At 69.6% G+C, this 26,135-nt stretch carries 21 protein-coding genes; 12 read left to right on the top strand and 9 right to left on the bottom strand.

The genetic code is table 11. The features are described from left to right. Positions 1-91: 91 nt before the first annotated feature. On the top strand, positions 92-1,387 hold the full coding sequence (locus M5C96_RS03050; protein WP_272567067.1) for a polysaccharide lyase family 1 protein: 1,296 nt from the start codon (positions 92-94) through the stop codon (positions 1,385-1,387). A 146-nt stretch (positions 1,388-1,533) separates the two neighbouring features. On the opposite strand, the gene M5C96_RS03045 is transcribed toward M5C96_RS03050, so the two are convergent. Genes M5C96_RS03045 through M5C96_RS03035 form a run of 3 tightly spaced genes read right to left on the bottom strand, consistent with a single transcriptional unit; the run spans position 1,534 to position 5,545 of the window. After that, positions 1,534-2,607, bottom strand: coding sequence for a pseudouridine synthase (locus M5C96_RS03045; protein ID WP_272567066.1), 1,074 nt, complete (start codon positions 2,605-2,607; stop codon positions 1,534-1,536). Between the two features lie 5 nt (positions 2,608-2,612). Next, complete coding sequence (locus M5C96_RS03040; RefSeq protein WP_272567065.1) at positions 2,613-4,949, bottom strand: putative bifunctional diguanylate cyclase/phosphodiesterase; 2,337 nt, start codon at positions 4,947-4,949, stop codon at positions 2,613-2,615. Beyond that, the gene (locus M5C96_RS03035; RefSeq protein ID WP_442867382.1) at positions 4,946-5,545 is read right to left on the bottom strand and encodes a methylamine utilization protein; all 600 of its coding nucleotides are present in this window, start codon (positions 5,543-5,545) and stop codon (positions 4,946-4,948) included. The genes M5C96_RS03040 and M5C96_RS03035 overlap by 4 nt, the downstream gene beginning before the upstream one ends. A gap of 341 nt (positions 5,546-5,886) precedes the next feature. Here M5C96_RS03035 and M5C96_RS03030 point away from each other — a divergent pair, with 341 nt between their 5' ends. Beyond that, the gene (locus tag M5C96_RS03030; protein ID WP_272567062.1) at positions 5,887-7,494 is read left to right on the top strand and encodes a methyl-accepting chemotaxis protein; all 1,608 of its coding nucleotides are present in this window, start codon (positions 5,887-5,889) and stop codon (positions 7,492-7,494) included. On the opposite strand, the gene M5C96_RS03025 is transcribed toward M5C96_RS03030, so the two are convergent. Next, on the bottom strand, positions 7,481-8,266 hold the full coding sequence (locus M5C96_RS03025; RefSeq protein ID WP_272567060.1) for a Crp/Fnr family transcriptional regulator: 786 nt from the start codon (positions 8,264-8,266) through the stop codon (positions 7,481-7,483). The genes M5C96_RS03030 and M5C96_RS03025 overlap by 14 nt on opposite strands. Before the next feature lie 127 nt (positions 8,267-8,393). Here M5C96_RS03025 and M5C96_RS03020 point away from each other — a divergent pair, with 127 nt between their 5' ends. Next, on the top strand, positions 8,394-9,617 hold the full coding sequence (locus tag M5C96_RS03020; RefSeq protein WP_272567059.1) for an ABC transporter substrate-binding protein: 1,224 nt from the start codon (positions 8,394-8,396) through the stop codon (positions 9,615-9,617). Between the two features lie 160 nt (positions 9,618-9,777). Here M5C96_RS03020 and M5C96_RS03015 read toward each other — a convergent pair whose 3' ends face one another. Both M5C96_RS03015 and M5C96_RS03010 read right to left on the bottom strand, forming a co-directional pair. Continuing rightward, entirely contained in the window at positions 9,778-10,563 is a 786-nt protein-coding gene (locus M5C96_RS03015) for a general secretion pathway protein GspB (protein ID WP_272567058.1), read from the bottom strand. Between the two features lie 73 nt (positions 10,564-10,636). After that, a complete protein-coding gene (locus M5C96_RS03010; RefSeq protein WP_272567057.1) occupies positions 10,637-12,316 on the bottom strand; it encodes an ExeA family protein in 1,680 nt (559 codons plus the stop codon). Positions 12,317-12,532: 216 nt separating this feature from the next. On the opposite strand from M5C96_RS03010, the gene M5C96_RS03005 reads away from it, so the two are divergent. The 9 genes from M5C96_RS03005 (at position 12,533) to M5C96_RS02965 (ending at position 23,541) form a co-directional block, all read left to right on the top strand. Beyond that, complete coding sequence (locus tag M5C96_RS03005) at positions 12,533-14,479, top strand: AMP-dependent synthetase/ligase (RefSeq protein ID WP_272567056.1); 1,947 nt, start codon at positions 12,533-12,535, stop codon at positions 14,477-14,479. 23 nt (positions 14,480-14,502) lie between these two features. Continuing rightward, on the top strand, positions 14,503-15,288 hold the full coding sequence (locus tag M5C96_RS03000) for an ABC transporter ATP-binding protein (protein WP_272567054.1): 786 nt from the start codon (positions 14,503-14,505) through the stop codon (positions 15,286-15,288). Between the two features lie 16 nt (positions 15,289-15,304). Beyond that, positions 15,305-16,234, top strand: coding sequence for a branched-chain amino acid ABC transporter permease (locus tag M5C96_RS02995; RefSeq protein ID WP_272567053.1), 930 nt, complete (start codon positions 15,305-15,307; stop codon positions 16,232-16,234). 31 nt (positions 16,235-16,265) lie between these two features. Then, positions 16,266-17,342: a branched-chain amino acid ABC transporter permease gene (locus tag M5C96_RS02990; protein ID WP_272567051.1), complete on the top strand. Its 1,077-nt coding sequence runs from the start codon at positions 16,266-16,268 to the stop codon at positions 17,340-17,342. A 53-nt stretch (positions 17,343-17,395) separates the two neighbouring features. After that, a complete protein-coding gene (locus M5C96_RS02985; protein ID WP_272567049.1) occupies positions 17,396-18,721 on the top strand; it encodes an ABC transporter substrate-binding protein in 1,326 nt (441 codons plus the stop codon). Between the two features lie 206 nt (positions 18,722-18,927). After that, positions 18,928-19,737 (top strand): ABC transporter ATP-binding protein, encoded by an 810-nt coding sequence (locus M5C96_RS02980; protein WP_272567047.1) that lies wholly within the window; start codon positions 18,928-18,930, stop codon positions 19,735-19,737. A gap of 107 nt (positions 19,738-19,844) precedes the next feature. Further along, positions 19,845-21,092 (top strand): phenylacetate--CoA ligase family protein, encoded by a 1,248-nt coding sequence (locus tag M5C96_RS02975; RefSeq protein ID WP_272567046.1) that lies wholly within the window; start codon positions 19,845-19,847, stop codon positions 21,090-21,092. Positions 21,093-21,275: 183 nt separating this feature from the next. Further along, positions 21,276-22,265: a tripartite tricarboxylate transporter substrate-binding protein gene (locus M5C96_RS02970; protein WP_272567045.1), complete on the top strand. Its 990-nt coding sequence runs from the start codon at positions 21,276-21,278 to the stop codon at positions 22,263-22,265. 217 nt (positions 22,266-22,482) lie between these two features. Then, entirely contained in the window at positions 22,483-23,541 is a 1,059-nt protein-coding gene (locus M5C96_RS02965) for a Bug family tripartite tricarboxylate transporter substrate binding protein (protein WP_442867352.1), read from the top strand. 36 nt (positions 23,542-23,577) lie between these two features. Here M5C96_RS02965 and M5C96_RS02960 read toward each other — a convergent pair whose 3' ends face one another. From M5C96_RS02960 to M5C96_RS02950, 3 genes are all read right to left on the bottom strand, one after another. Then, complete coding sequence (locus tag M5C96_RS02960) at positions 23,578-23,988, bottom strand: structural protein P5 (RefSeq protein ID WP_272567044.1); 411 nt, start codon at positions 23,986-23,988, stop codon at positions 23,578-23,580. Between the two features lie 357 nt (positions 23,989-24,345). Next, positions 24,346-24,669, bottom strand: a complete 324-nt coding sequence (locus tag M5C96_RS02955; protein WP_272567043.1) for a DUF1840 domain-containing protein — start codon at positions 24,667-24,669, stop codon at positions 24,346-24,348. Between the two features lie 68 nt (positions 24,670-24,737). Beyond that, positions 24,738-26,027, bottom strand: a complete 1,290-nt coding sequence (locus M5C96_RS02950; RefSeq protein ID WP_272567041.1) for an SAM-dependent methyltransferase — start codon at positions 26,025-26,027, stop codon at positions 24,738-24,740. Positions 26,028-26,135 lie beyond the last annotated feature (108 nt).

Raw genomic sequence — 26,135 nt, 5'->3', positions numbered from 1 at the left:
AAGCCGCCATCCAGCCCCCAGCCCCCAGCCCCCAGCCCCCAGCCCCCAGCCCCCAGCCCCCCGGCCGCACCCCGACGACGGAACCCGATCCATGCGCCCACTACTCCGAAGCCTGCTTCACAGGCACCTGCCGATGGCGGCGTGCCTGGCCCTGCTGCTGGGCCCCACCCCGCCGCTGTGGGCGCAACAGGCCACGGGCCGTCCCGATGGCTTCGCCGCCGGGGTCACCGGCGGCGGCCAGGCCGAGGTGGTTCGCCCCACCTCGCTGGAGGGCCTGGAGCGCGCGCTGTGCCAGCGCGCCCAGGGCCCGCGGTGCACCGACGACGCACCGCGCGTGATCGTGCTGGACCGCCTGTTCGACTTCCGGGGGTCGCTGCAGGCCAACGGCTCCGCCACCACCACCGAGGCCGGGTGCCTGGCCTTCGCCTGCCGGGACGCCCCGCCGGGCCAGGGCGGCCAGTGGGGCCTGAACGTCGCCCACTTCTGCGACGGCCGCCCGGCCGCCCCGGTGACCTACGACAACGCCGGGCGCCGCCCCCTGCCCGTGGGCTCCAACAAGACCCTCGTCGGCGTCGGGCGCAACGCCGGCATCCAGGGCCGGGGCCTGCGCATCGGCGACGGCAACCGCAACGTCATCGTCCAGAACATCCGCATCACCGACATCAACCCGGGCGTCGTCTGGGGCGGTGACGCGCTGACCATCGACGGCGCCGACGGCGTGTGGGTGGACCACAACCTGTTCGCGCGCATCGGCCGCCAGATGGTGGTGACGGGCTTCGGCAGCGCCGCGCACGTCACCCTGTCCGGCAACGAGTTCGATGGGCGCACCGGCCAGTCGGCCACCTGCGACGGCCACCACTACTGGCTGTGGCTGTTCCTGGGCGCGCAGGACACGATCACCGTGGCCCGCAACTACGTGCACGACACCTCGGGCCGCGGGCCGCATGCGGGCGGCATGAAGAACGCCACCGTGGCCGCGCACCTGGTCAACAACTATTTCGAGAACCTCAGCGGCGAAGGCGCGGCCATGCCCCTGACGGCCACGGCCCGCCTGTTGATGGAGGGCAACCATTTCGACCATGTGACCCGGCCCGTGTACCGCTACCCGCATGCGCCCGGCCCGGGCCCGGTCTTCGCCCCGTTCGCCGGGCAGCCCGCCCCGGGCAATGGCCTGTGCCGCCAGGCCATCGGGCGGGACTGCGTGCCCAACGACCAGACCGCCAGCGGCACCGCCGACGCGCCAGCGCTGGATGCGCCGGCGATCCAGGCTTTCGGTGCGTGGCGGGCATGGCTGATCGCGCCGGAATCCGCCGCCGAGACGGCCCGCTCGGTGCGGCGGCAGGCGGGCGTCGGCGTGATCGGCACCGCCGGGGGCGCCGTGCCCTGAGCGCGCCGGTGCCCCGATGGGACCTGCACAAGGAGATTGCTATTAATTCAATAGCAATCAAGGCATGATTCACTAGGGCATGAAGGCAAAATCGCCCAAAATCCTGCCACGAGTACCCGCGGCGGCGCCATGCCCCGCGCCCGGCGTCAGAACTTCTCGTGCGCCCCCAGGTAGCGCCACTGCCCGACGGGCAGGTTGCCCAGGGTGATGCGGCCGATGCGGATGCGCTTCAAGCCCACCACCTTCAGGCCCACCAGTTCGCACATGCGGCGGATCTGGCGCTTCTTGCCTTCCTTGAGCACGAAGCGCAGTTGCTCGGGGTTCTGCCAGTCCACGCGGGCGGGCTTGAGCGGCTGGCCGTCCAGGGCCAGGCCATGGCACAGGCGGGCCAGCTGGTCGGCGGGAAAGGCGTCCTGCACGTTCAGCGCCACGTCGCCGTACTGCACGCGGACGAGGTATTCCTTCTCGACGTCGGAGTCCTCGCCGATGAGCTGGCGCGCCACGCGGCCGTCCTGCGTGAGCACGAGCAGGCCGACGGAATCGATGTCCAGCCGCCCGCAGGGGGCCAGGCCCCGCAGCTGCGGCGGCGAAAAGCGCATGCGGCTCGGGTCCTCGCGCCAGTGCGTGCGCGGGTTGATGAGGGCGACGGCGGGCGTGTGCCCGTCCTCGGCCTGGCCGCTCACGTAGCCCATGGGCTTGTGCATCAGGATGGTGACCTTCTGCTCCTGAAAGCCCTGCGCCACGCGCTCGACCTCGATGCGGTCGGTAGGCAGCACCTGCAGCCCCATCGGCGCGACTTCGCCGTTGACCTTGACCCAGCCCTGCGCGATCCAGTCGTCGGCCTCGCGGCGCGAGCACAGGCCCAGCTCGGCCATGCGCTTGTTCAGGCGCGAGGTGCCGCCCTCGCCCGCCGGGGGCGCGGCGGCCGGCGCGCGCCGGGCGGCAGGCGGCGGTGCGCGGTCCGGCGACCGGCCCTGCCAGGGGTCGGGCCCGGAAGGGGCCCGGGCCGCGGCAGGGCGGACAGGGGGGCGAGGCGATGCGTTGGCGCCGGCATTCGGGCCGTTGAACGGCCGGGCGGCGGGGCCGGCATTCGCCCGGGCGGCGGGCTGCGCGGTGGCCGGTGCCCGGCGTGCGGAGGGTGCGGTGGCCGCAGGCGGCGCCACCTTGGCGGGGGCGGCGGGGGGAAGGGAGAGGCGGCGGCGGGGCGGCGAATCGGACATGGGCGCTATTTTCGCTCGGCCGCCGAAGCGTGCCAGGCGAGAAAGTCGTCCATGGGCAGCGGCCGGCTGATGTAGTAGCCCTGCGCATCGTCGCAATGCAGGGCCCGCAGGCGCTCCAGGATGGACACGGTCTCCACCCCTTCGGCCACCACGCTCAGGCCCAGGTTGTGCGCCAGGTCGATGGTGGAGCGCACGATCTGCTCGTCGCCGTCGTCGGAGGCCATGCCGATGACGAAGGACTTGTCGATCTTCAGCTCGTCCACCGGCAGCCGCTTGAGGTAGGCCAGCGACGAATAGCCCGTGCCGAAGTCGTCGATGGACAGCTTGAAGCCCTGCTCGGACAGAAGATTGAGCATGGCCTCGGCCCGCAGGGGCTCGTCCATGATGGCGCTCTCGGTGATCTCCAGGCAGAACGACTCGGCGCTCACGCCGTGGCGCGCCAGCAGCGCGCCCAGGCGGTTGCTCAGTTCGGGGTCGAGCAGGTCGCGCGTGGACAGGTTGATCGAGATGCGCAGCGCCAAGGGCTGCACGCGCGGCTGCGCCAGGAAGATCACCGCCTGCTCGAACATCCACAGCGTGAGCTGCCGCACGAAGCCGGTCTGCTCGGCAAAGGGAATGAACTGCAGCGGCGGCACCATGCCGCGCTCGGGGTGCTGCCAGCGCACCAGGGCCTCGGCCGCATGGCCCGGCTGGCCGGTCAGCGTCACCTTGGGCTGCAGGAACAGGCGCAGTTCGTTGCGGTCCACCGCGCGGCGCAGCTCGGTCAGCAGCGAGAGCGAGACGGCGCTGGAGGAATCCATCGACGGCTCGTACAGCAGCGCCCCGCTGAGCCGCAGCTTGGCCGCGTACATGGCGATCTCGGCGTGGCTGAGCAGGGTGTCGGCATCGTGCGCCGCACCGGGCCAGCAGGCGATGCCGATGCCCGCGCTCAGATCCACCGTGCGGTCGCCGAAGGCCATGGGCGTCTCGAAGGCGCGCAGGATGCGCTGGGCCATGTCGCGCGCGGCCGCTTCGTCGGCGCCGGGCATCAGCATGGCGAACTCGTTGCCGCCCAGGCGGGCGATCACGTCCTGCGGCGATCGCGCCTGCCCGCTGATGCGCTCGGCCACGGCCTGCAGCAGCCGGTCGCCCAGCGCATAGCCCAGCACGCCGTTCACGTGCTTGAAGCGGTCCAGGTCCAGCGCGAGCACGGCCACGGGGCGCTGGCCGTTGCCGGGCCCGATGGCCTCCATGATGGCGCGGCGAAAGCGCTCCCGGTTGGGCACGCCGGTCAGCCGGTCGGTGTCGGCCAGCCGCAGGATCTCGCCCTGCTGCCCGGCGATGTCCAGCCGCATGCGGTCGAACGAACGGGCGAGGTTGCCGATCTCGTCGTGGCGGCGCGTGTGCTCGATGGGGGCGTCGTAGTCGCCCTGGGACAGGCGGTGCGTGGCCGAGACCAGCGAGCGCAGCGGCATCGTCACGCGGCGCGCCATGAAGGCGCTGCCCAGCGCGAAGAGCACCAGACCGGCCACGGTGATCACCCCCAGCAGGATCTGCAGCTGGCGGTAGGGCGCCACCACGTCGTCGAGCGAGCGCAGCAGCAGCGCGCGGGCGCTGGTGGTGCCGCTGTCCAGGCGCACGGGCCGCACCAGCAGCGTCTCGCCGCCGAGCACCTGCTCCCCGCCCATGCGAAAGTCGCGCAGATCGGTCAGCGCGCGATCCGGCAGGGTGCTCACCGGCACGGCCACGGCACCCGTGGCGTCGCGCACCTGGATGGCCACGTCCACCGACAGCAGCTGCTGCATCTCGGACACCAGTGTCTCGTTGACCGGAAAGCCCATCAGCACCCAGCCCACCAGCAGCGGCGCCCGCATGGGCACCATCACGAACTGGTACGGAATGCCGTGCACCACGGCGATCTGGCTGCCCTGCGGCTGCGCCACCAGCGCGGGCACGGCCTGGTCCACCGCGCTCTGGTAGTCGGCCGCGGTGCGCGAGGGGCTGGTGGACTGCAGGTGCATGCGGGTGTCCAGCAGCGCCGTCATCGCGGCGCCGATGCGCGCGCCGTGGTTCTCCAGCACCGACTGGATGGTCGCCGAGTCGCCGGAATTAACGGCGGAGCGAAAGCCGTAGTCGGCCGCCAGCAGGGCCGAGGCCTCCTGCAGCCGCACGGCGTTCTGCGCCAGCAGCCAGCGCCAGACGCGTTCGTCCACGTCCAGGCTGCGCTCGATCTGGGCGCGGGCATTGCGCACGATGAAGGTCTGCACCACGGCAAACCCCGCCGCCTGAACGATCAGCAGCAGCAGCAGGGAAATTCCAACCAGCCGAAGGATCAGGCTACGGTGCAGCGCGCGCAGGTTCAAGGCGTCACCCCCGCCAGCCGCACGACCACCGGCGCCCCGCCTTCGGCCACCGCGAGCGGCTGCGCGTAGGCCGCGGCGCCCACCGGCAGGCCCGAATGCCACACGCGCAGCGTGTAGTTGCCCGCGGGCACCTTCTCGATGCGCGCGATGCCGAACGGCGCGGCGCTCTGCGAAAAATACGGTGTCTCCAGCACGAGGATCCAGGCGACCATCTGATCGTGGATGTTGCAGCCGAGCACCACGACCCCGGGCTTGTCGAAGAGCACAGGGTTGGCCGGCGTGCCGGAATACAGCTGCAGCTCGAATTTCTTGGCCGGCGAGAACGAATACACATGGTGGCGCACGTTGTCCCTGTTGGGAAACCGCACCTCGGTGCCCACCGTCACGGCCAGCACCTCGGGCACGAAGCGGCGCTTGAGCTGCCCCATGTCCTGCTGGGCCATGGGCCGCACCAGCTTGTGCGCCTCCGGCGAATCCAGGAACACGATCGCGCCCAGCAGCGGCTTGCCGGAGCCGTCCTGCACGGTCACCTGGACCTCCGCGGCCATCGCCGGCCATGCCAGTGCCCAGAGCACGGCAACCATGCCCCGGGGCATGGGCGAGCGAAGTCGGATCATGGGGCCGGTTCCTTCCAAAAAATGTAACAAGTCCACGGTGGATCGAATGGCGCCAAAGTGGAATGCGCAAAAATGGCACGGCGCTACGCTACCAAAAAAATAGCATCGGAACGATGCATTTAATAAGATATGAGCGATTAAATCAATTCATACAAGTGCGCCGCCCTCCCGGCACTTTAGAGGCAGATACTCTGCGGTGGGTCTTTCATATGTAACATCCATTGCGATACCGGCCATGGCCCGGACGGCGCCGCGCATCGATCACTGGCACTGCTTTTGCTGTGCATTTCGTTCAAAGGCCATCGGCCACGGAAAACACCATGCAGACCGCTTCGTTCTTCAAGACCCTCTCCATCTCCCGCCGTCTGTTCCTGGGATTCGGCTGCATGCTGGCACTGCTCATCGCGGTGGCCATGGTTGCGCATTCTTCGTTGAACGAGGTCAACCAGCAAATGCAGCAGATGACCGGTGCCAGTGCCGCCAAGATGCGGCTGGTCAACAGCATGCTGGAGAACGTGAGCGCCATCGGCATCCAGGGGCGGTCGGCGGCGATGCTCGGCGAGGTCGATCCCAAGAGCGCCGAAGAGCAGACCCGCCGCGTCGGCCAGGCGCTGCAGCGCTACGCGGCGCAGGAGACCGAACTGGCCACGCTGCTCGACTCCGGCGCCACGCCGGCCGAACGGCAACTGCAGACCGACATCCAGGCCCTGGCCCGCAAGACCCGGCCCGAGCTGGACACGGCCCTTAAGGCCATCTCCGACGGTGACACCGTGAGCGCCACGCTCTCGCTCATGACGCGCGTGGCCCCCGCCGAATCCGCCTGGCGCGACAAGCTGGCCGAACTGGTGCAGTTGCAGAACACCCTCAACACCGAAGCCGCGGCCGGCGCGTCGCGCATGGAAAACCGGGCCCGCGCCATCGGCGGCGGGCTGGTGGCCCTGGCCATCGTGCTGGGCGCGCTGATCGCCTGGCGCACCACGGCCAGCATCACCCAGCCCATCGGGCGTGCGGTGGTGGTGGCCGAACGCATCGCGCGCGGCGACCTCACCTCGCGCGTGGAAGTGCGCATCCAGGACGAGACCGGCCGGCTGCTGGACGCCATCGCCGCCATGCAGGAGCAGCTGCGCTCGCTGGTGGGCGGCATCGGCACCACGGCGGATTCGATCCTGCTGGCCAGCTCCGAAGTGGCCTCGGGCAACCTCGACCTGAGCCAGCGCACCGAGCAGACCTCGGGCAACCTGCAGCAGGCTGCCTCGGCGCTGGAAGACCTGACGCACACCGTGCAGCAAAGCGCCGACGCCGCGCGCCAGGCCAACCAGATGACCGCCGCCGCCTCGCAGGTGGCCGAGCGCGGCGGCGAGGTCGTCTCGCAGGTGGTGCGCACCATGGACGTGATCAGCGCCAGCTCGCGCAAGATCGCGGACATCATCAGCGTGATCGACGGCATCGCCTTCCAGACCAACATCCTGGCCCTCAATGCCGCGGTCGAAGCCGCGCGCGCGGGCGAACAGGGCCGCGGCTTCGCGGTGGTGGCCGGCGAGGTGCGCGCGCTGGCGGGGCGCTCGGCCGATGCCGCGCGCGAGATCAAGGCACTGATCCTGGCCAGCGCCAATCAGGTGCAGGAAGGCACCACGTTGGTGGGCCACGCGGGCGCCACCATCGGCGAACTGGTGCAGTCGGTCCAGCAGGTGTCGGGCATCATGGCCGAGATCACCGCATCGGCCCGCGAGCAGAGCGACCGCATCGCCGAAGTGAGCCAGTCGGTGGGCGCGCTGGAGACCATGACGCAGCAGAACGCCGCGCTGGTGGAAGAAAGCAGCGCGGCCGCCGGCAGCCTCAAGGACCAGGCCGGCCGGCTCACGGACATGGTGGGCACCTTCCGCCTGACGCGCACCCCCGAGCTGGCAGCGCCCGTCAGCCGCGCATGACCGCCTGGGCATCCGGGGCCTCCGGCGCGCGGACGGCGCGCCGCACGGGCGCCTCGGCCTGCGCGGCGAACACGCTCTCGCGCAGCGCGGGCAGGTCCAGCACCCGCAGTCCGCCGTATTCCACGCAGATCGCGCCCTGCGCCTGCAGCTCGGCCAGCGCCTCGTTCACGCGCTGGCGCGACAGCCCCACCAGGTACGCCAACTCCTGCTGCGTGATGCGCAGCACCTCGCGCACGCCGGGGTAGAGCACCGGGTTGAACAGCGCCGCCAGGCTGCGCGCCACGCGCACGTCGGGGTTGCCCAGCCGGTCGATCTCGCGCGCGGCGATGAACTGGCCCAGCCGCTCGTTGAGCTGGTTCATCACGAACCGGTTGAAGCCGATGGAGTGGTCCAGCAGCCAGTGGAAGGTGTCGATGGGCAGGCCCGCCACCACGCTCTTGCGCAGCGCCTGGATGTTGTAGCGGTAGGGCTCGCGCTTGACCGCCGTGCCCTCGCCGAACCACCCGCCCGGCGGCACGCCGGTGAAGGTCATCGTCTGGCCCTGGGCGTTGTCGGTGCTCATCTTGAGCAACCCCTCCACCACGCCGAACCAGTAGGTCACCGGCCGGCCCACGCGGCACACGTAGTCGCCCACCTTCGCATCGCCCACCAGCAGCGCGGCCACGGCGCGCTCGCGCTCGGGCGCGGACAGCAGCGCCAGCCAGGGAATGCCGTCCAGCTCCACCTGGGACGGCAGGCGGCGGCGCTGGTGCAGCGAAAGGTCGTCGTTCATGGACTGCGAGCATGGCGCAGGAAGGCCGCTGGGCGCTTGCGGGAATACCACGACGCGGACTGTTGCCGGGGCGACAAAGAATCGACCCGCGCACACCGATGATCCGCCCACCGGCCACGGAGACACCATGCCAAGAACATTCCAACAGGCCCCCTGTTCGACCGCGCCTGCCTCGCCCACCACCCGCCACCTGCACCGCGATGCGCCGCCGGCCCCGCTGCAGCGCCGCCGCCTGCTCGCGGGGGCGGCCGCGCTGGCCCTGCCGTGGATCGGCGCGGCGCCGGCACGCGCACAGGGCACGGTGCTGCGCATCGCGCAGTCCACCGCGCTCACCGGCCCGCTGGGCGACCTGGGCTCGGCCATGCACCAGGGCGCCAAGGCCGCCTTCGCCGCCATCAACGCCCAGGGCGGCGTGCAGGGCCAGGCGATCGAACTCACCACGCTGGACGACGGCTACGACATCCCCCGCGCGCTGGCCAACGTGGACAAATTCCTCGCCGACCGCGAGCAGTTCGCGCTCTTCAACTGCATGGGCACGCCCATGGTCGAGGCCATGCTGCCCAAGGTGCTGCCCTCGGGCATGCCGTTCTTCGCCCCGTTCACCGGCGCCATGCTCAGCCGCGTGAAGGGCGCGCGCAGCGTGTTCAACGTGCGCGCCACCTACGCCGACGAGGCCGACAAGCTGGTCCAGCACTTCTCCACGCTGGGCATCCGGCGCATCGCCGTGGCCTACCAGAACAACGCCTTCGGCAAGGAGGTGTTCAACGCCGCCCGCGACGCCATGGCCCGGCTGAAGCTGGGCGAACCGCTGTCCGGCACCGTCGAAAGCGATGCGTCGAACGCCGGCGCCACGGCGCGCCAGGTCGCCGACGGCAACCCCGAGGCGGTGCTGATCGGCCTGGCCGGCAAGCCGGCGCTGGAGTTTGTGAAAGCGTTCCGGAGCCTTCGGCGCGGCACCGCGCTGTATGCCACGTCCGTGATGGGCACCTCGGCCGCCGTCAAGGCCCTGGGGCCGGATGCCGTCGGCCTGACCATCTCGCAGGTCGTGCCGCTGCCCACCAACGTGGTGGTGCCGGTGGTGCGCGAATTCCAGGCCGCATGGAAAGCCGTGGGCGCCACGGCCGAGCCCTCGCACCTGGCGCTGGAGGGCTACATCAACGCCCGCGTGTTCGCCCAGGCCCTGCAGCGCGCGGGCCGCAACCCGTCGCGCGCCGCCTTCGTGGACGCCACCTGGAGCCTCAAGAACTGGGACCTGGGCGGCTTCGAAGTGAACGCCACCGGCCCGGAACGCAGCGCCTCGCGCTTCGTCGAGCTGACCCTCGTGGGGCGGGATGGGCGGTTCATCCGCTGAGCCGCACAGCGGTCGCCGGCCCGCGATCATCGGAGCGCGGTGGACGAATCATTTGCTATTAAATATATAGCAATACAGGCATGAAATCCGCCGGCATGGGCCTGTTTTGGCCTGTACCAGCGCATCCGCTGCGCCCTCTAATTCGCCCTTGGCTTCGCCTTCACTGCGACGGCACGGCGTAGCGGTAGCCCCGGAATGCCCACACCGTGCGGGACGGCTCGATCTTCTCCAGCACCACGCCCGGCGCGGCCTGGTCGCCCTCGTGCAGCACCTGCCCGTTGACGATGGCCATGCGGTAGGCCGGGTTGGCCGAATAGGTGGCGCCGCTGAACTGCATGGCCGGCAATTGCTCGCGCACGGACGGCGGCAGATCGCGCTGCGCCACGACGGGCTGGGCCGGGGCCTGGGCCGGCGGCAGCAGGCGCGCGGTGGCCGCCGCCGCGGCCGAAGCGCGCGACAGCGGGGCGGACGCTGCGCGCTCGGTGGCGCGTTCGGGCACAGGAGCCACTGCCGCCGAAGGCACGGCGACCGGGGCCACACGCTCCGGCCGCAGCGCCGGAGCAGGGGCCGGCGCCGGCAACGGGGCCACGCGGGTGCGGGCGGGTGCTTCGGCGGGTGCGGGGGCCGGCGCAGGCAAAGGCGCCGTCACCGCAGCGGCAGGCGCGGCCACCGGGCCCGCGGGGCTGGACGCGGGCGCGGCCGCCAGCCGCACCGGCTCGGACGGCACCGCCGTGCGGTGCGCGAACCACCAGGACGCACCCGCCGCCGCGCCGGCGACGGCCACGCCGGCCGCCAGCACCGGTAGCCACGGCAGGGCGCCGGTGCGCGCCGGTTCGGCCGCAGACGGTGCGCCCGGCGCCGGCACGGCCGGCGTGTGCAGGCCGGGCACGGCGCCGCGGCCGCGTTCGGCTTCGGCGCGCCGCAGGGCGTCAAGGATGTAGGACATAGGATGGAAAAAAGTGCGTGGGGCGGTGCCCGCCGGGCAGGGACATCGAAATGCGGAGAAGGCCTGGCATGCGCTAGTTTCCAGTGCTCAGGCGCGGCTCGGCCACGCCCGCGGCGCGGTTGAGCAGCATCAGGGTCAGCGGCCCGGCGCGGCCATCGGGTACCAGGCCCTGCGCGACCTGGAAGCGCTGGATGCGGGCGCGGCGCTGCGTGGCTTCCGCGCGCGAGGCGCTGCGCGCGGCGGCGGCATCGGCCGCAGGCGGCAACTGGGCGTCCAGCCACGCCAGCGTGGCGGGCTGGTCTGCCAGATCGCTGCCGTCCTGCAGGCCCGGCGGCGCACGCCACAGCGTGGCGAACTCGCCGCGCCAGGCCTGCGCCAGATCGGCCAGGGGCACCTGCAGCGTGCGCCCCGCGCCCGACAGCGTGGCCACGGCGCCGTCCAGCCGCGACAGCACGACGGCCACCGGGCGCTCGTCCGCCGTGAACAGCGTGATCACGCCCGGCCGGTCGAGCTGGCGCACGAGGCCCAGCGCCGTGCGGCGCTGGCGAAAGCAGCGCAGCCCCTGGGCAGCCAGGCCCGCGCAGGCATCGGCTCCGGGCGCGGAAGGTGCGCCCCAGGCCGCGGCCAGCGCGCGCCAGGCGTCGTGGTCGCCCTCGGGCTGCAGGGCCAGGAAGCCTTGCAACGCCGAAGGGGGCACGGTGGCGGCGGCCGAGGCGGCGGGCAGGGCGGCCGCGTTGGAGGCCGCCGGTGGCGCCGCGGAGGACGCCGGCCCAGCCGCCACCACCGGCCCCGGGCCCGCCACCGCAGCGCCCGTGGGCGGCCACCAGCCCAGCGCCCAGCCCGCGCAGGCGACGGCCGCCGCACCCGCGAGGGCGCCGGCCCCCGCCACCGCCCAGCGCGGCGCCCGCGCGGCGGCCGTGCGGGCGGCAGGCGCGGCATCGAACACCTCGCGCGCGGCCTGGTCCACGATGGCCTCGTTCACCTCGCGCACGCCGCCGGCATAGGCGCCGAGCAGCGCCCGGTCGCACAGCAGGTTGATGCGCCGAGGCACACCGCGCGCCAGGGCATGCACGCGCTGCAGGGCGCGCGCCGTGAAAGGCAACGCGCCCTGCAGGCCGGCCACGGCCATGCGGTGGGCGATGTACTGGCGGGTTTCCTCGGCGCTCAGGGCATCGAGGTGAAAGCGGGCGATCACGCGCTGGGCCAGCTGCTCCAGCGACGGGCCGGCGATCATGCCGCGCAGCTCCGGCTGGCCGATCAGGATGATCTGCAGCAGCTTGCGCTCGCTGGTTTCCAGGTTGGTGAGCAGGCGCAACTGCTCCAGCACGTCGGCCGAGAGGTTCTGCGCCTCGTCGATGATGAGCACGTTGTTGCGCCCCGCCGCATGGGCCTGGAGCAGGAAGGCATTCAACGGGTCGATGCAGTCCTTGACCGTCTCGGAGCCCGGCACCGCCGGGGTGTGCGCCACGCCGAACTCGTCGCAGATGGAGCGCAGCAGTTCGCCCACCGTGAGCCTCGGATTGAAGATATAGGCCACGTTGCAATGCGCCGGGATCTGCTCCAGGAAGCACCGGCACACCGTGGTCTTGCCGGTGCCGATCTCGCCCGTCAGCAGCACGAAGCCGCCACCGGCGTCCAGGCCGTAGAGCAGGTGCGCCAGCGCCTCGCGGTGGCGGTCGCTCATGAACAGATAGCGCGGGTCGGGGGCGATGGAAAACGGCGCGTGCTCCAGGCCGAAAAACGGGGCGTACATGGCAGCAAGGATACCGCCCTGCCATGGCGGTCCTGCAGCGGCGCCCTTTCCCCCTGGACCCGCCACGGGCAGGGTTACACCCGTCAGGAGTTTCCCGCAAATTGTCGTCGGCAAGACAAGAAGACGTCAAAGCGGTTCCTACCATCCGTTGCATCTCCCTTGCATGGCTGCGCGCCCCGCCAGCAGCCTCGGCGGACACCACCGGTAGGAACAGGCATGACGACCACCTTCCCCCAACTGCTGCTGCGGCACGCCGCCGAACGGCCCACCGACGCGGCGCTGCGCGAAAAGGAATACGGCATCTGGCAGACCCGCACCTGGTCGGGCCTGGCCGCGATGGTGGAGACGCTGTGCGCCGGCCTGCACCAGGCCGGGCTGCAGGCGGGCGAGCACCTGGTGGTGGTCGGCGCCAACCGCCCGCGCCTGTATGCCACCATGCTCGCGGCGCAGTCGCTGGGCGCCATTCCCGTGCCGCTGTACCAGGATGCGGTGGCCGCCGAATGCATCTACCCGCTCAACAACGCCGAAGTGCGCTTTTGCGTGGTGGAAGACCAGGAGCAGGTGGACAAGCTGCTGGAGATCCGCGCGCAGTGCCCCACCCTGTCGCACCTGTATTTCGATGACCCGCGCGGCCTGCGCAACTACAGCGAGCCGGGCCTGGCATCGCTCGATGCGCTGGTGGAGGCCGGCACCGCCTTCGTGGCGCAGAACCCCGGCTGGTTCCACGCGCAGGTCGACCGGGTACAGCCCGGCGACGTGGCGGCCATGTTCTTCACCTCGGGCACCACGGGCAACCCCAAGGGCGTGGTGCACACGCACGCCACCTTGCTCGACCGCGCGCAGGCCGGCGCCGAGTTCGACCGCCTGACGTCCGCCGAGGAGGTGCTTGCCTACCTGCCGCCCGCGTGGATCGGGCAGAACATCTTCAGCTACTCGCAGTGGCTGGCCTGCGGCTACGTGGTGAACTGCCCCGAGTCGGCCGGCACCGTCTCCATCGACCTGAAGGAGGTCGGCCCCACCTACTACTTCGCCCCGCCGCGCATCTTCGAGGGCCTGCTCACCAGCGTGATGATCCGCATGGAAGACGCGGGCGCGCTCAAGCGCAAGATGTTCCACGCCTGCATGGCGGTGGCCCGCCGCGTGGGCCCGGCGCGCATGGACGGCCAGCCCGTGGGCCTGCTGGACCGCATCAAGTACGCGCTGGGCGACCTGCTGGTCTATGGCCCGCTGCGCAACAACCTGGGCTTTTCGCGCGTGCGGGTGGCCTACACGGCCGGCGAGGCCATCGGGCCGGACCTGTTCACCTTCTACCGCTCGATCGGCATCAACTTGAAGCAGTTGTACGGCTCCACCGAGACCGCCGTGTTCGTGTGCCTGCAGCCCGACCACCAGGCGCGCGCCGACACCGTGGGCGTGCCGATCCGCGGCGTGCAGATCCAGGTGGCCGACAACGGCGAGATCCTCGTCAAGTCCGCCGGCCTGCTCAAGGAGTACTACAAGAACCCCAACGCCACGGCCGAGGTGCTCACGGCCGACGGCTGGTATCGCACGAGCGATGCGGGCTTCCTCGATGCGCACGGCCACCTCAAGATCATCGACCGCGTGAAGGACGTGGGCCGCATCCAGGGCGGCGCCAACGACGGCGCCATGTTCGCGCCCAAGTACGTGGAGAACAAGCTCAAGTTCTTTCCGTACATCAAGGAGGCCGTGGCCCTGGGCGACCGGCGCGAGAAGGTGTGCGCCATGGTCAACATCGACTTCGACGCCGTGGGCAACTGGGCCGAGCGCCGCAACCTGCCCTACGCGGGCTACACCGACCTGGCGCAAAAGCCCGAGGTGTACGAGCTGATCCGCGACTGCGTGGAGAAGGTGAACGCCGACCTCGCGGGCGATGCGCTGCTGGCGGGCAGCCAGATCAGCCGCTTTCTCGTGCTGCACAAGGAACTGGATGCCGACGACGGCGAGCTCACGCGCACCAACAAGGTCCGCCGCGGCTTCATCGCCGACAAGTACGGCACGCTGGTGGAGGCGCTGTACGCCGGCCGCACCGAACAGTTCATCGAGACGCAGGTCAAGTTCGAGGACGGCCGCACGGGCAGCGTGAGCGCCACGCTCAAGCTCGACGACGCCCGGACCTTCGCCCCGACCAAGCAGGCCGCCTGACCGCAACGCCGCAAGACCCCACCATGACCACCAAGAAGATCGGCGACGTCATCCTCGACGTCCAGAACATCAGCCTGCGGTTCGGGGGCGTGAAAGCGCTCACCGACATCTCGTTCAACGTGCGCGAGCACGAGATCCGCGCCATCATCGGCCCCAACGGCGCGGGCAAGAGCTCGATGCTCAACTGCATCAACGGCGTCTATGCGCCGCAGGACGGCTCCATCACCTTCCGGGGCAAGACGTTCTCGCACATGAACTCGCGCCAGGTGGCCGAGATGGGCGTGGCGCGCACCTTCCAGAACCTGGCGCTGTTCAAGGGCATGAGCGTGATCGACAACGTCATGTCGGGGCGCAACCTCAAGATCAAGATCAACCTGTTCCTGCAGGCGCTGCGCATCGGCCCGGCCGAGCGCGAGGAGATGCGCCACCGCGCGTTCGTCGAACGCATCATCGATTTCCTGGAGATCCAGGCCTGGCGCAAGACGCCCGTGGGCCAGCTGCCCTACGGCCTGCAAAAGCGCGTGGACCTGGGCCGGGCCCTGGCCATGGAGCCGCAGGTGCTGCTGCTGGACGAGCCCATGGCCGGCATGAATGTGGAGGAAAAGCAGGACATGTGCCGCTTCATCCTCGATGTGAACGACGAGTTCGGCACCACCATCGTGCTCATCGAGCACGACATGGGCGTGGTGATGGACATCTCCGACCGCGTGGTCGTGCTCGACTACGGCAAGAAGATCGGCGACGGCACGCCCGACGAAGTGCGCAGCAACGACGACGTGATCAGCGCCTATCTCGGCACCTCGCACTGACCGGAGAACACACACCATGGCTTTCTTTCTCGAAACCCTGATCGGCGGCCTGATGGCGGGCATGCTGTATTCGCTGGTGGCCCTGGGCTTCGTGCTGATCTACAAGGCCTCGGGCGTCTTCAACTTCGCGCAGGGCGCGATGGTGCTGTTCGCAGCGCTCGCGATGGCGCGGCTGTCCGAATGGATTCCCCAATGGACGGGCATCGACAGCCGGCTGCTGGCCGGCATCGCGGCCTTCGTCCTGGCCGGCGCGCTCATGTTTGTGGTGGCCTGGTGCATCGAGCGGCTGGTGCTGCGCCACCTGGTCAACCAGGAAGGCGCCACGCTGCTCATGGCCACGCTGGGCATCACCTACTTCCTCGAAGGCCTGGGCCAGACGATGTTCGGCAGCGACATCTACAAGATCGACATCGGCATGCCCAAGGAGCCGATCTTCGCCCTCGAATCGATGTTCGAGGGCGGCGTGCTCATCAATAAGGAAGACGTGATCGCCGCCGCCATCGCCGCGGGGCTGGTGATCCTGCTGAGCATCTTCTTTCAGAAGACCTCCACCGGCCGCGCGCTGCGCGCCGTGGCCGACGACCACCAGGCGGCGCAGTCCATCGGCATTCCGCTCAACCGCATCTGGGTGATCGTGTGGTGCGTGGCGGGCGTGGTGGCGCTCGTGGCCGGAATGATCTGGGGCAGCAAGCTGGGCGTGCAGTTCTCGCTCACCACGGTGGCGCTGCGCGCGCTGCCGGTGGTGATCCTGGGCGGCCTGACCTCGGTGCCGGGCGCCATCATCGGCGGACTGATCATCGGCGTGGGCGAGAAGCTCTCCGAGGTGTACCTGGGCCCGTTCGTGGGCGGCGGCATCGAGATCTGGTTCGCGTACGTGCTGGCACTGGTCTTTCTCCTCTTCAGGCCCCAGGGCTTGTTCGGAGAGAAGATCATTGACCGCGTGTAAACCATAACGACAAGAACACAGGAGACACGCCATGCTCTACCGCGAAAACGGCCAGTTCAAGACGAGCTACCGCGCCGACCAGCAGATCTTTCCCATCGCGCAGGACCGCATCGCCATGGTGGTGCTGCTGGCCGTGGCCTTCATCGCCGTGCCGATGCTGGCGAGCGACTATTTCTTCCGCGCCATCCTGATCCCGCTGGTCATCATGTCCATGGCCGCGCTGGGCGTGAACATCCTCGTGGGCTACTGCGGGCAGATCTCGCTGGGCTCGGGGGCCTTCATGGCCGTGGGCGCCTACGGGGCCTACAACTTCTTCGTGCGCGTGCCGGGCCTGCCGCTCATTCCGGCCATCGTGCTGGGCGGGCTGTGCGCCACGTTCTTCGGCATCCTCTTCGGGCTGCCCAGCCTGCGCGTGAAGGGGCTGTACCTGGCGGTGGCCACGCTGGCAGCGCAGTTCTTCAGCGACTGGATGTTCCTGCGCATCAAGTGGTTCACCAACAATTCCGACTCGGGCTCGGTGTCGGTCAACGGACTGCAGGTGTTCGGTATGCCCATCGAGAGCGCGCAGTCCAAGTACCTCTTTTGCCTCGCCCTGCTCGTGGTGGTGGCGCTGCTGGCCAAGAACCTGGTGCGCGGCGCGGTGGGCCGCGAGTGGATGGCCATCCGCGACATGGACGTGGCCGCCGCGGTGATCGGCATCCGCCCCATGTACGCCAAGCTCAGCGCCTTCGCCGTCAGCTCGTTCATCGTGGGCATGGCCGGCGCGCTTTGGGCCTTCGTGCACCTGGGCGCGTGGGAGCCCGCGGCGTTCTCGGTGGAGGTGTCGTTCCGGCTGCTGTTCATGGTGATCATCGGCGGGCTGGGCTCGATCATGGGCGGCTTCTTCGGCGCGGCCTTCATCGTGGTGCTGCCCATCGTGCTCAACCAGTTCCTGCCCGCGCTGATGGGCCTGTTCGGCATCCACATCTCCACGGCCGGCGTGTCGCACGCCGAGCTGATGATCTTCGGCGCGCTCATCGTGTGGTTCCTCATCGTCGAGCCGCACGGCCTGGCCAAGCTGTGGTCCACGGCCAAGCAAAAGCTGCGCTTGTGGCCCTTCCCACACTGATCCACCCGGTTCCCCCCCGCGCTTCAATCCATTCAATTTCCAAGGAGAGACAAATGAAGCTTTCGAAACTCGTGATCGCTGCCCTCGTGGCGGCAGGCAGTGCGTCCGTGGCGACCAGCGCCGTCGCGCAGGCCAAGGAGCAGTTCTTTCCGCTGCTGTCGTACCGCACGGGGCCGTATGCGCCCAACGGCGTGCCGTGGGCCAACGGCAAGCAGGACTACATCAAGATGATCAACGCGCGCGACGGCGGCGTGAACGGCGTCAAGCTCACGTTCGAGGAATGCGAGACCGGCTACGCCACCGACCGCGGCGTGGAGTGCTACGAGCGCCTGAAGGGCCGCCCCGGCGTGGCGCTGTTCGATCCGCAGGCCACCGGCATCACCTTCGCGCTGACCGAAAAAGCCCCGGTGGACAAGATCCCGCTGATGACGCTGGGCTACGGCCTGTCGGTCGCGCAGGACGGCATGGCCTTCAAGTGGAACTTCCCCTTCATGGGCAGCTACTGGACGGGCGCCGACATCCTGATCCAGCACATCGGCAAGCAGGCGGGCGGGCTGGACAAGCTCAAGGGCAAGAAGATCGCGCTGGTCTACCACGACAGCCCCTTCGGCAAGGAGCCCATTCCGGTGCTGCAGGAGCGCGCCAGGATGCACGGCTTCGAGCTGCAGATGCTGCCCGTGACCGCCCCCGGCGTGGAGCAGAAGGCCACCTGGCTGCAGGTGCGCCAGAGCCGCCCCGACTACGTGCTGCTGTGGGGCTGGGGCGTGATGAACTCCACCGCCCTGAAGGAAGCGCAGGCCACGGGCTTCCCGCGCGACAAGCTCTATGGCGTGTGGTGGGCCGGCGCCGAGCCGGACGTGCGCGACGTGGGCGAAGGCGCCAAGGGCTACCACGCGCTGGCGCTGAACGGCTACGGCACGCAGTCCAAGGTGATCCAGGACATCCTGAAGAACGTGCACGACAAGGGCCAGGGCACGGGGCCGAAGGACGAGGTGGGATCGGTGCTGTACACGCGCGGCGTGATCATCCAGATGCTGGCCGTCGAGTCCGTGCGCCGCGCGCAGGAGCGCTTCGGCAAGGGCAAGGTCATGACCGGCGAGCAGGTGCGCTGGGGCATGGAGAACCTCGCGCTCGATCAGAAGAAGCTCGACGCGCTGGGCTTCGACGGGATCATGCGGCCGCTGTCCACGAGCTGCTCCGACCACATGGGCTCCACCTGGTCGCGCGTGCACACCTGGGACGGCAAGAAGTGGGACTTCTCCTCCGACTGGTACCAGGCCGACGAGCAGATCCTGAAGCCCATGATCAAGGCCGGCTCCGACAAGTACCTGGCCGACAAGAAGATGACGCGGCGGGATGCGGCCGACTGCCAGAGCTAAGGACAACCCCCTGAGCCGCTGCGCGGCTTCCCCCTTCTCTGGCTTCGCTGTGCGAAGCGGAAGGGGGACGACGCCAGCGCCGCGGGGCGGCCCTTGCGCGGCGTCTGCTGGCGTGGGGCGCGCCGGTTTTTTGAGGCTGTGTTCACAGCCGCCAATCGAAAGCGTTGCACCGCAGCGCTTTCGATTGGCACAGCGAAGGCAACACCATGGAACCCAGAAACATCGTCCTGAACGTCAACGGCATCGAGGTCATCTACAACCACGTGATCCTCGTGCTCAAGGGCGTCTCGCTGCAGGTGCCCGAAGGCGGCATCGTCGCCATCCTGGGTGGCAACGGCGCGGGCAAGACCACCACGCTGCGCGCCATCTCCAACCTGCTGCAGGGCGAGCGCGGCGCGGTCACCAAGGGCAGCATCGAACTGCGGGGCGAGCGCATCGAGAACCTCTCGCCCGCCGACCTCGTGCAGCGCGGCGTGGTGCAGGTGATGGAGGGGCGCCACTGCTTCGCCCACCTCACCATCGAAGAGAACCTGATGACGGGCTCGTACACCCGCACCAGCCGCGCCGAGATCGCGGCCAACCTGGAGAAGGTGTATGCGTACTTCCCGCGCCTGAAGACCCGCCGCACGTCGCAGGCCGCCTACACCTCGGGCGGCGAGCAGCAGATGTGCGCCATCGGCCGCGCGCTCATGGCCAACCCCAGCATGGTGCTGCTCGACGAGCCCTCGATGGGCCTGGCGCCGCAGATCGTGGAGGAGGTCTTCAACATCGTGAAGGACCTCAACACCAAGGAAAAGGTGACCTTCCTGCTGGCCGAGCAGAACACCAACATGGCGCTCAAATACTCGGACTACGGCTACATCATGGAAAGCGGCCGCGTGGTGATGGACGGCGCGGCGAGCGACCTGGCCAACAACGAGGACGTGAAGGAGTTCTACCTGGGCGTCGGCGGCGGCGAGCGCAAGAGCTTCAAGGACGTCAAGAGCTACAAGCGCCGCAAGCGCTGGCTGGCCTAGGTCCACCGCGAATCCGGCGCGCCGCGACCGCGCGGCGCAGTCCAGCCCACCGTTTGCCTGTCTCCCATCCCCAGCACACCCAGAACGTGCACCCCGGAGGTATATCCATGAGCGTTTTCTACGACGACCTCGAAACCCGCCCGCCCGAAGCCCGCGAAAGCGCATTGATGGCCGCGCTGCCCGCGCAGGTGGCGCATGCGCAGCGGGCCTCGCCTGCGTTCGCCGGCATCCTGCAGGGCATCGATCCGGCGGGCATCGCCACGCGCCAGGCGCTGGCTACCTTGCCGGTCACGCGCAAGCACGAGTTGCTCGCGCGCCAGCAGGCCGGCCGTGCCACCAACGTGTTCGGCGGATTCAGCGCGCTGTCGTTCGGCGCCGCCATGCCGCGCGTGTTCGCCAGCCCCGGCACGCTGTACGAACCGGAGGGCACGCGGCGCGACTACTGGCGCATGGCGCGCGCCATCCACGCCGCCGGCTTTCGGCCCGGCGAGCTGATCCACAACAGCTTCAGCTACCACTTCGTGCCCGCCGGCTCGATGATGGAGACCGGCGCCCATGCGCTGGGCTGCTCGGTGTTCCCGGGCGGCACGGGCCAGACCGAGCAGCAGGTGCAGGCCATGGCCGAACTGAAACCCGCGGGCTACATCGGCACGCCGAGCTTTCTCAAGATCCTGCTGGACAAGGCGGCCGAGCTGGGCACGCCGCTGCCCAGCGTGGGCAAGGCCCTGGTCTCGGGCGAGGCGTTTCCGCCCTCGCTGCGCGACTGGCTGGCCGGGCGGGGCGTGGCCGGCTACCAGTGCTATGCCACGGCCGACCTGGGCCTGATCGCTTACGAAACCACCGCGCGCGAAGGCCTGGTGCTGGACGAGGGCGTGATCGTGGAGATCGTGCGGCCCGGCACCGGCGACCCGGTGCCTGAAGGCGAGGTGGGCGAACTGGTGGTGACCACGCTCAACCCCGACTACCCGCTGATCCGCTTCGGCACGGGTGACCTCTCGGCCGTGCTGCCCGGCACCTGCCCCACCGGCCGCACCAACACCCGCATCCAGGGCTGGATGGGCCGGGCCGATCAGACCACCAAGGTGCGCGGCATGTTCGTGCACCCCGGCCAGGTGGCCGACATCGTGCGGCGCTTTCCGCAGGTGCTGCGCGCGCGCCTGGTGGTGAGCGGCGAGATGGCCAGCGACCAGATGCTGCTGCGCGTGGAAACCACCGAGACCGCCGCCGGCCTGGCCGTGCAATTGGCCGAGGCGATGCGCGAGCAGACCAAGCTGCGCGGCGAGGTCGAGATGGTGGCCCCCGGCACGCTGCCCAACGACGGCCGTGTGATCGAGGACGCACGCAGCTATCGATGAGCCCGGCAGCCGCCCACTGCATCGTCGCACCCGCCGCTCCCATATTAATAGCTGAAAAACCAATACAGACCAGCGCTGCAGGCCTATAAACCTTTAAACCCCTACACGTTACTGCTAAGTAATTACCTTGATGGCGGTGTAAAAACCGGTGGCTATCATGGCGCGTCTTTTCAAAGGAACCTCATGAAAACTACATTCAAGACCGCACTGGTGGCCGTTGCCGTGGCCGCCGCTTTCGGCGCGCAGGCGCAGGGTTTTCCCTCCAAGGACAAGACGGTCACGATCGTCGTTCCTTTCGCCGCCGGTGGCCCGACCGACCGCGTGGCACGCGATCTGGCGGAGGCCATGCGCAAGCCGCTGGGTGGGGTGAGCGTGGTGATCGACAACGCTGCTGGTGCCGGCAGCAGCATCGGCACCGCCAAGGTGGCGCGTGCCAACCCCGACGGCTACACCCTGCTGCTCAACCACATCGCCATGGCCACCATGCCGGCGCTGTACCGCAAGCTGCCGTTCAGCGTGCCCAACGACTTCGAGTACCTGGGCGTCGTGAACGACGTGCCCATGACGCTCATCGCTAAGCCCACGCTGCCCGCCAACAACTACAAGGAACTGGCCACCTGGATCGAGCAGAACAAGGGCAAGATCAACCTGGGCCATGCGGGCCTGGGCGCCGCGTCCCACCTGTGCGGCCTGCTGTACCAGAGCGCGATCAAGGTCGAGATGACCCCCGTGCCCTACAAGGGCACGGCACCCGCCATCACCGACCTGATCGGTGGCCAGATCGACCTGCTGTGCGACCAGACCACCAACACCACCTCGCAGATCGAGGCCAAGAAGGTCAAGGCCTACGCGGTCACCACGCCCAAGCGCCTCACCACGCCATCCCTCAAGGACCTGCCCACGCTGGCCGAGTCCGGCGTCAAGGACTTCCAGGTCACGATCTGGCACGGCCTGTACGCGCCCAAGGGCACGCCCGCCGACGTGCTCAAGAAGCTCAACGACGCCCTGAAGGCCGCGCTGAAGGACCCCGACTTCATCAAGAAGCAGGAAGGCCTGGGCGCCGTGGTGGCGGCCGACCAGCGCGTCGAACCGGCCGAGCACAAGAAGTTCGTGCAGGCCGAGATCGACAAGTGGGGCCCCATCATCAAGGCCGCCGGCACCTACGCCGACTGATCCGACTGATCCCACTGACGGGCCGGGCACTGCGCCACACGCAGCGCCCGCGCATCGCCCCGACCGCCCCAGGCCTTGCGCCCCGGGCGGTTTTTTCTTGGGGCGCGCATTTTGCGAGGCGTGGAACGCGCTCCGGCCTACGGGTCATCCCTCTGCCCGCCTCGCGCAGCGGGGCCTACAACGGGGGATTGACCGCCAGCCCCAAGGACCGATCCCCATGCGCTTTTCCGCCACCCCGTCCAAGACCCTTCGCCAGCCCCTTGCCACGCCGCGCCGCCGCGCACTGGCGCTCGCCGCCCTGCTGCTGGCCGCCGGCCTTTGGAACGCGATGCCCGGCGCCCATGCCCAGTCCGGCGCATGGCCCACCAAGCCGGTGCGCATCGTCGTGCCGTTCGCCCCCGGCGGCACCACCGACATCCTGGCGCGCGCCGTGGCGCCTGAGCTGGGCCGCGCCTTCGGCCAGCAGTTCATCGTGGACAACCGGGGCGGCGCGGGCGGCAACATCGGCGCCGAAGTGGTCGCCAAGTCGCCGGCCGACGGCTACACCCTGCTGATGGGCACGGTTGGCACGCACGGCATCAACCGCGCGCTGTACAGCAAGCTGCCGTACGACCCCATCAAGGACTTCGTGCCCATCACCCTGGTGGCGGCCGTGCCCAACGTGATGGAGATCAACGCCGACAAGGCGCGCACGCTGGGCATCCAGTCGGTGCCCGACTTCATCCGCTACGCCAAGGCCCACCCGGGCCAGCTGAACATGGCATCGAGCGGCAACGGCACCTCGATCCACCTGGCCGGCGAGCTGTTCAAGAGCATGACCGGGACCTACATGCTGCACATGCCCTACCGCGGCTCCGGCCCCGCGCTGCTGGACCTGGTGGGCGGCAACATGGACGTGATGTTCGACAACCTGCCGTCTTCCATGGCGCAGATCAAGGCCGGCAAGCTCAAGGCCCTGGCCGTGACCAGCGCCCACCGCTCGCCCGCCCTGCCCGATGTGCCCACGGTGGAGGAGGTCGGCGGCCCGGATCTCAAGGGCTACGAGGCCAGCTCGTGGTTCGGCCTGCTCGCCCCCGCCGGGACCCCGCCCGAGATCGTGGCCCGCATCCAGCAGGAAACCGCCAAGGCCCTCGCCACCCCGGCCGTCAAGGAGCGCCTGCTGGCGCAGGGCGCGATCCCCGGCGGCAACTCGCCGGCCGACTTCGCCAAACACATCGACAGCGAACACCGCAAGTGGGCCAAGGTGGTGAAGGCGTCGGGAGCGAAGGTGGACTGAATCGCGGTGGCGGGGGGCACGCCCCCCAGTGGGTGCTCAGTACCCGCTGACCGCCCGGGCGATCAACCCATCCGGGTAGGGCTGCATGCCGTTTTCCAGTTGCACGATGGTGCGCATGACCGGCGGCAGGGTCGCGGCGTTCAGGCAGATGAAGGCGTGCGGGCTGATGTCCAGGCTGCCGGCGACCTGCCGTACGTAGTCGCAGGGGTCGCACTCGCCGCAGGCCGCCCAGCGGCGGATGATGCCGTCGATGGTGCACAGCTGGTACTTGGCCTGGTAGTTGCGCAGCAGCAGGGCCATGGCACGCAGGCCCCAGTACGGCTCGCAGAACACCACGAACCGGGGGTCGGCCGACTGGTCCTCGGCCATGCCGCGCCAGCCGATGTGGTCGCGCACGATGTTGCCGGGATTGTGGTTGCGGATGCCGCGCGGAACGAGGGTCAACATGAAAAGCGGTGAGAACGCAGGGTATGGTGCCCACAGTGGGCGGTGGGCCCGGGTCTCGCGTGTCGGTCGCTCGACCCCTGGCTTCGGACTCGAACTGTAGGCGCGCGGGTCCTGAAATTCACGCTTTCCATGCCGCGCTGAAGCAGGTTTCAGAACTTTTAAGGCTGGGCCCGCCCGATCGGTACCACGGGTGCCGCGCTGCGGAAATTCGAAACTTTCGCGGCTGAAAAATCCGGCACGCCGGCTTCCATCCTGGCCTTCACCCTCGCTGCCAGGAGGGCCTTGCGTGCCGCGGCCGACGCCCGCGTGCCCGGCCTCGTGGCGGCCTGCCGCAGCGCCGGTCCGGCCTGGCCTGGCTCACCAGACCACGTCGTGCCCTTCCGCGGCGCTGCGTTTGAGCATGTCGATGATCGGCGCCGCGCGCTGGCGCAAGCGCACGGTGTCGGGGCGCTCGCCCGCATCGTCGTCCTCGTTGCCCTGCGCCTCGTCGGCATCGGGCCGACCCTTGGCGTCGTCGGCCGTGACGGCGGCTTCCAGTGCCTGGAGCGCGGCGGGGATCTGCGCGGCGGTGACGATGCCGTGCGGGTCGGTGCCCTTGCCCATGATCTGCAGCAGCTGGCGGCCGTTGGCCTCCAGCATGATGACGTCGGCGGTGGCGCGGGATTTGAACTTGTACAGCATGGGTGGCGAGGGTCCTTGGTGAGGTGGGTTGGGTGGGTCGGTAGGGGTGATGGGGTGGCTTGCGGCCGTCAATGCCCGGCGGGGCTGGTGCGTGCATGCATGTAGTCGCGGGTGAAAGGATAGTCCGACTGGGCACCGCGCAGGGCGCCGGTGGCCAGGTCGCCGTCGGGCCGCGCGGCCAGCATCTGGTGCAGGGCCATCCAGCCGCGCTCGAATCCCATGGCGCTGCCGGCCAGGTAGAGGCGGTAGGCGCGCAGGGCACGCTCGCCCTGCGGCGCGCCGACCCCGGCCGAGAGCACGCGCAGCGCTTCCTGCAGCCGCGCCTCCAGCGCGTCGGACCAGGCCCAGAGCGTGCGCGCGTAGTGCGGGCGCAGGTTCTCGGTGTCCACCATCTCCAGGCCGCTGGCCGCCAGGTCGTGCAGCACGGCGCTCACATGCAGCAGTTCGCCGCCCGGGAAGATGTACTTTTCGATGAAGTCGCCCAGGCCGGCGCCCAGCTGCGCGTTGTCCACGCCGCCCGAGGTGATGCCGTGGTTGAGCAGCAGCCCGCCGGGCCGCAAAAGCCGGCGCACGGTGGCGAAGTAATCGGGCATGTGCGCGCGGCCCACGTGCTCGAACATGCCCACCGAGGCGATGCGGTCGAACGGCGCGGGCTCGGGGTGCTGCAGTTCGCGGTAGTCGCGCAGTTCCATGCGCACGCGGCCCGACAGGCCCCGCTCGGCGATGAGGCGCGACACGTGCGCGTGCTGATTGCGCGACAGGGTGATGCCGGTGGCGTCAACGCCGTAGTGCTCGGCCGCCCACAGCAGCAGCCCGCCCCAGCCCGCGCCGATGTCCAGGAAGCGCTGGCCCGGCGCGAGCCGCAGCTTGCGGCAGATGTGGTCGAGCTTGGCCTCCTGCGCCTGGGCCAGGTCCATGGTGCCGTCGCGGTAGTAGGCGCACGAATACACGCGGCGCGGGTCCAGCCACAGGGCGTAGAAGTCGTCGGACAGGTCGTAGTGGAACCGCACCTGCTGCGCGTCGCGCGTGATGGTGTGCACCGCGCGCGAGCGGGCGCGGGCCATCATGCGCGTCCACCACCCGGCCTGCTCGCGCGCCGGGTCGCCGTGCAGCAGCGCGGCGGCGGCCGCCACCAGATCGCGCATGCGGCCCTCGAAGCGCACGCGCCCCTCGACGATGGCCGCGCCCAGGTCGCCCACCTCGCCCGAGAGCAGCGCCGCCAGCGAACGGCGGTCGCGGAACTGCAGTGCCACCGGGGCCTGCGCGCGGCCCAGCCGCTGCCCGCCGGGCAGTTCGAGCGACAGGTCCACCGGCAGGGATTCCAGCCGGGCTTGCAGGGCGTGCAGCAGCGGTTTCATGGCCGTCGATTCTTGAACCGCCCCAACGCCTCGTCAATGGCCGTTGTCCGACACGGACGCGCCCGATCGGCACAGGCCCCATTGACAGCAATTCGTTTAAGCATAAAC

Origin of the sequence: Acidovorax sp. GBBC 1281 (assembly GCF_028473645.1) — a bacterium.
Taxonomy (GTDB): Bacteria; Pseudomonadota; Gammaproteobacteria; order Burkholderiales; family Burkholderiaceae_C; genus Paracidovorax.
This window is presented reverse-complemented; position numbering and strand designations above follow the sequence as displayed.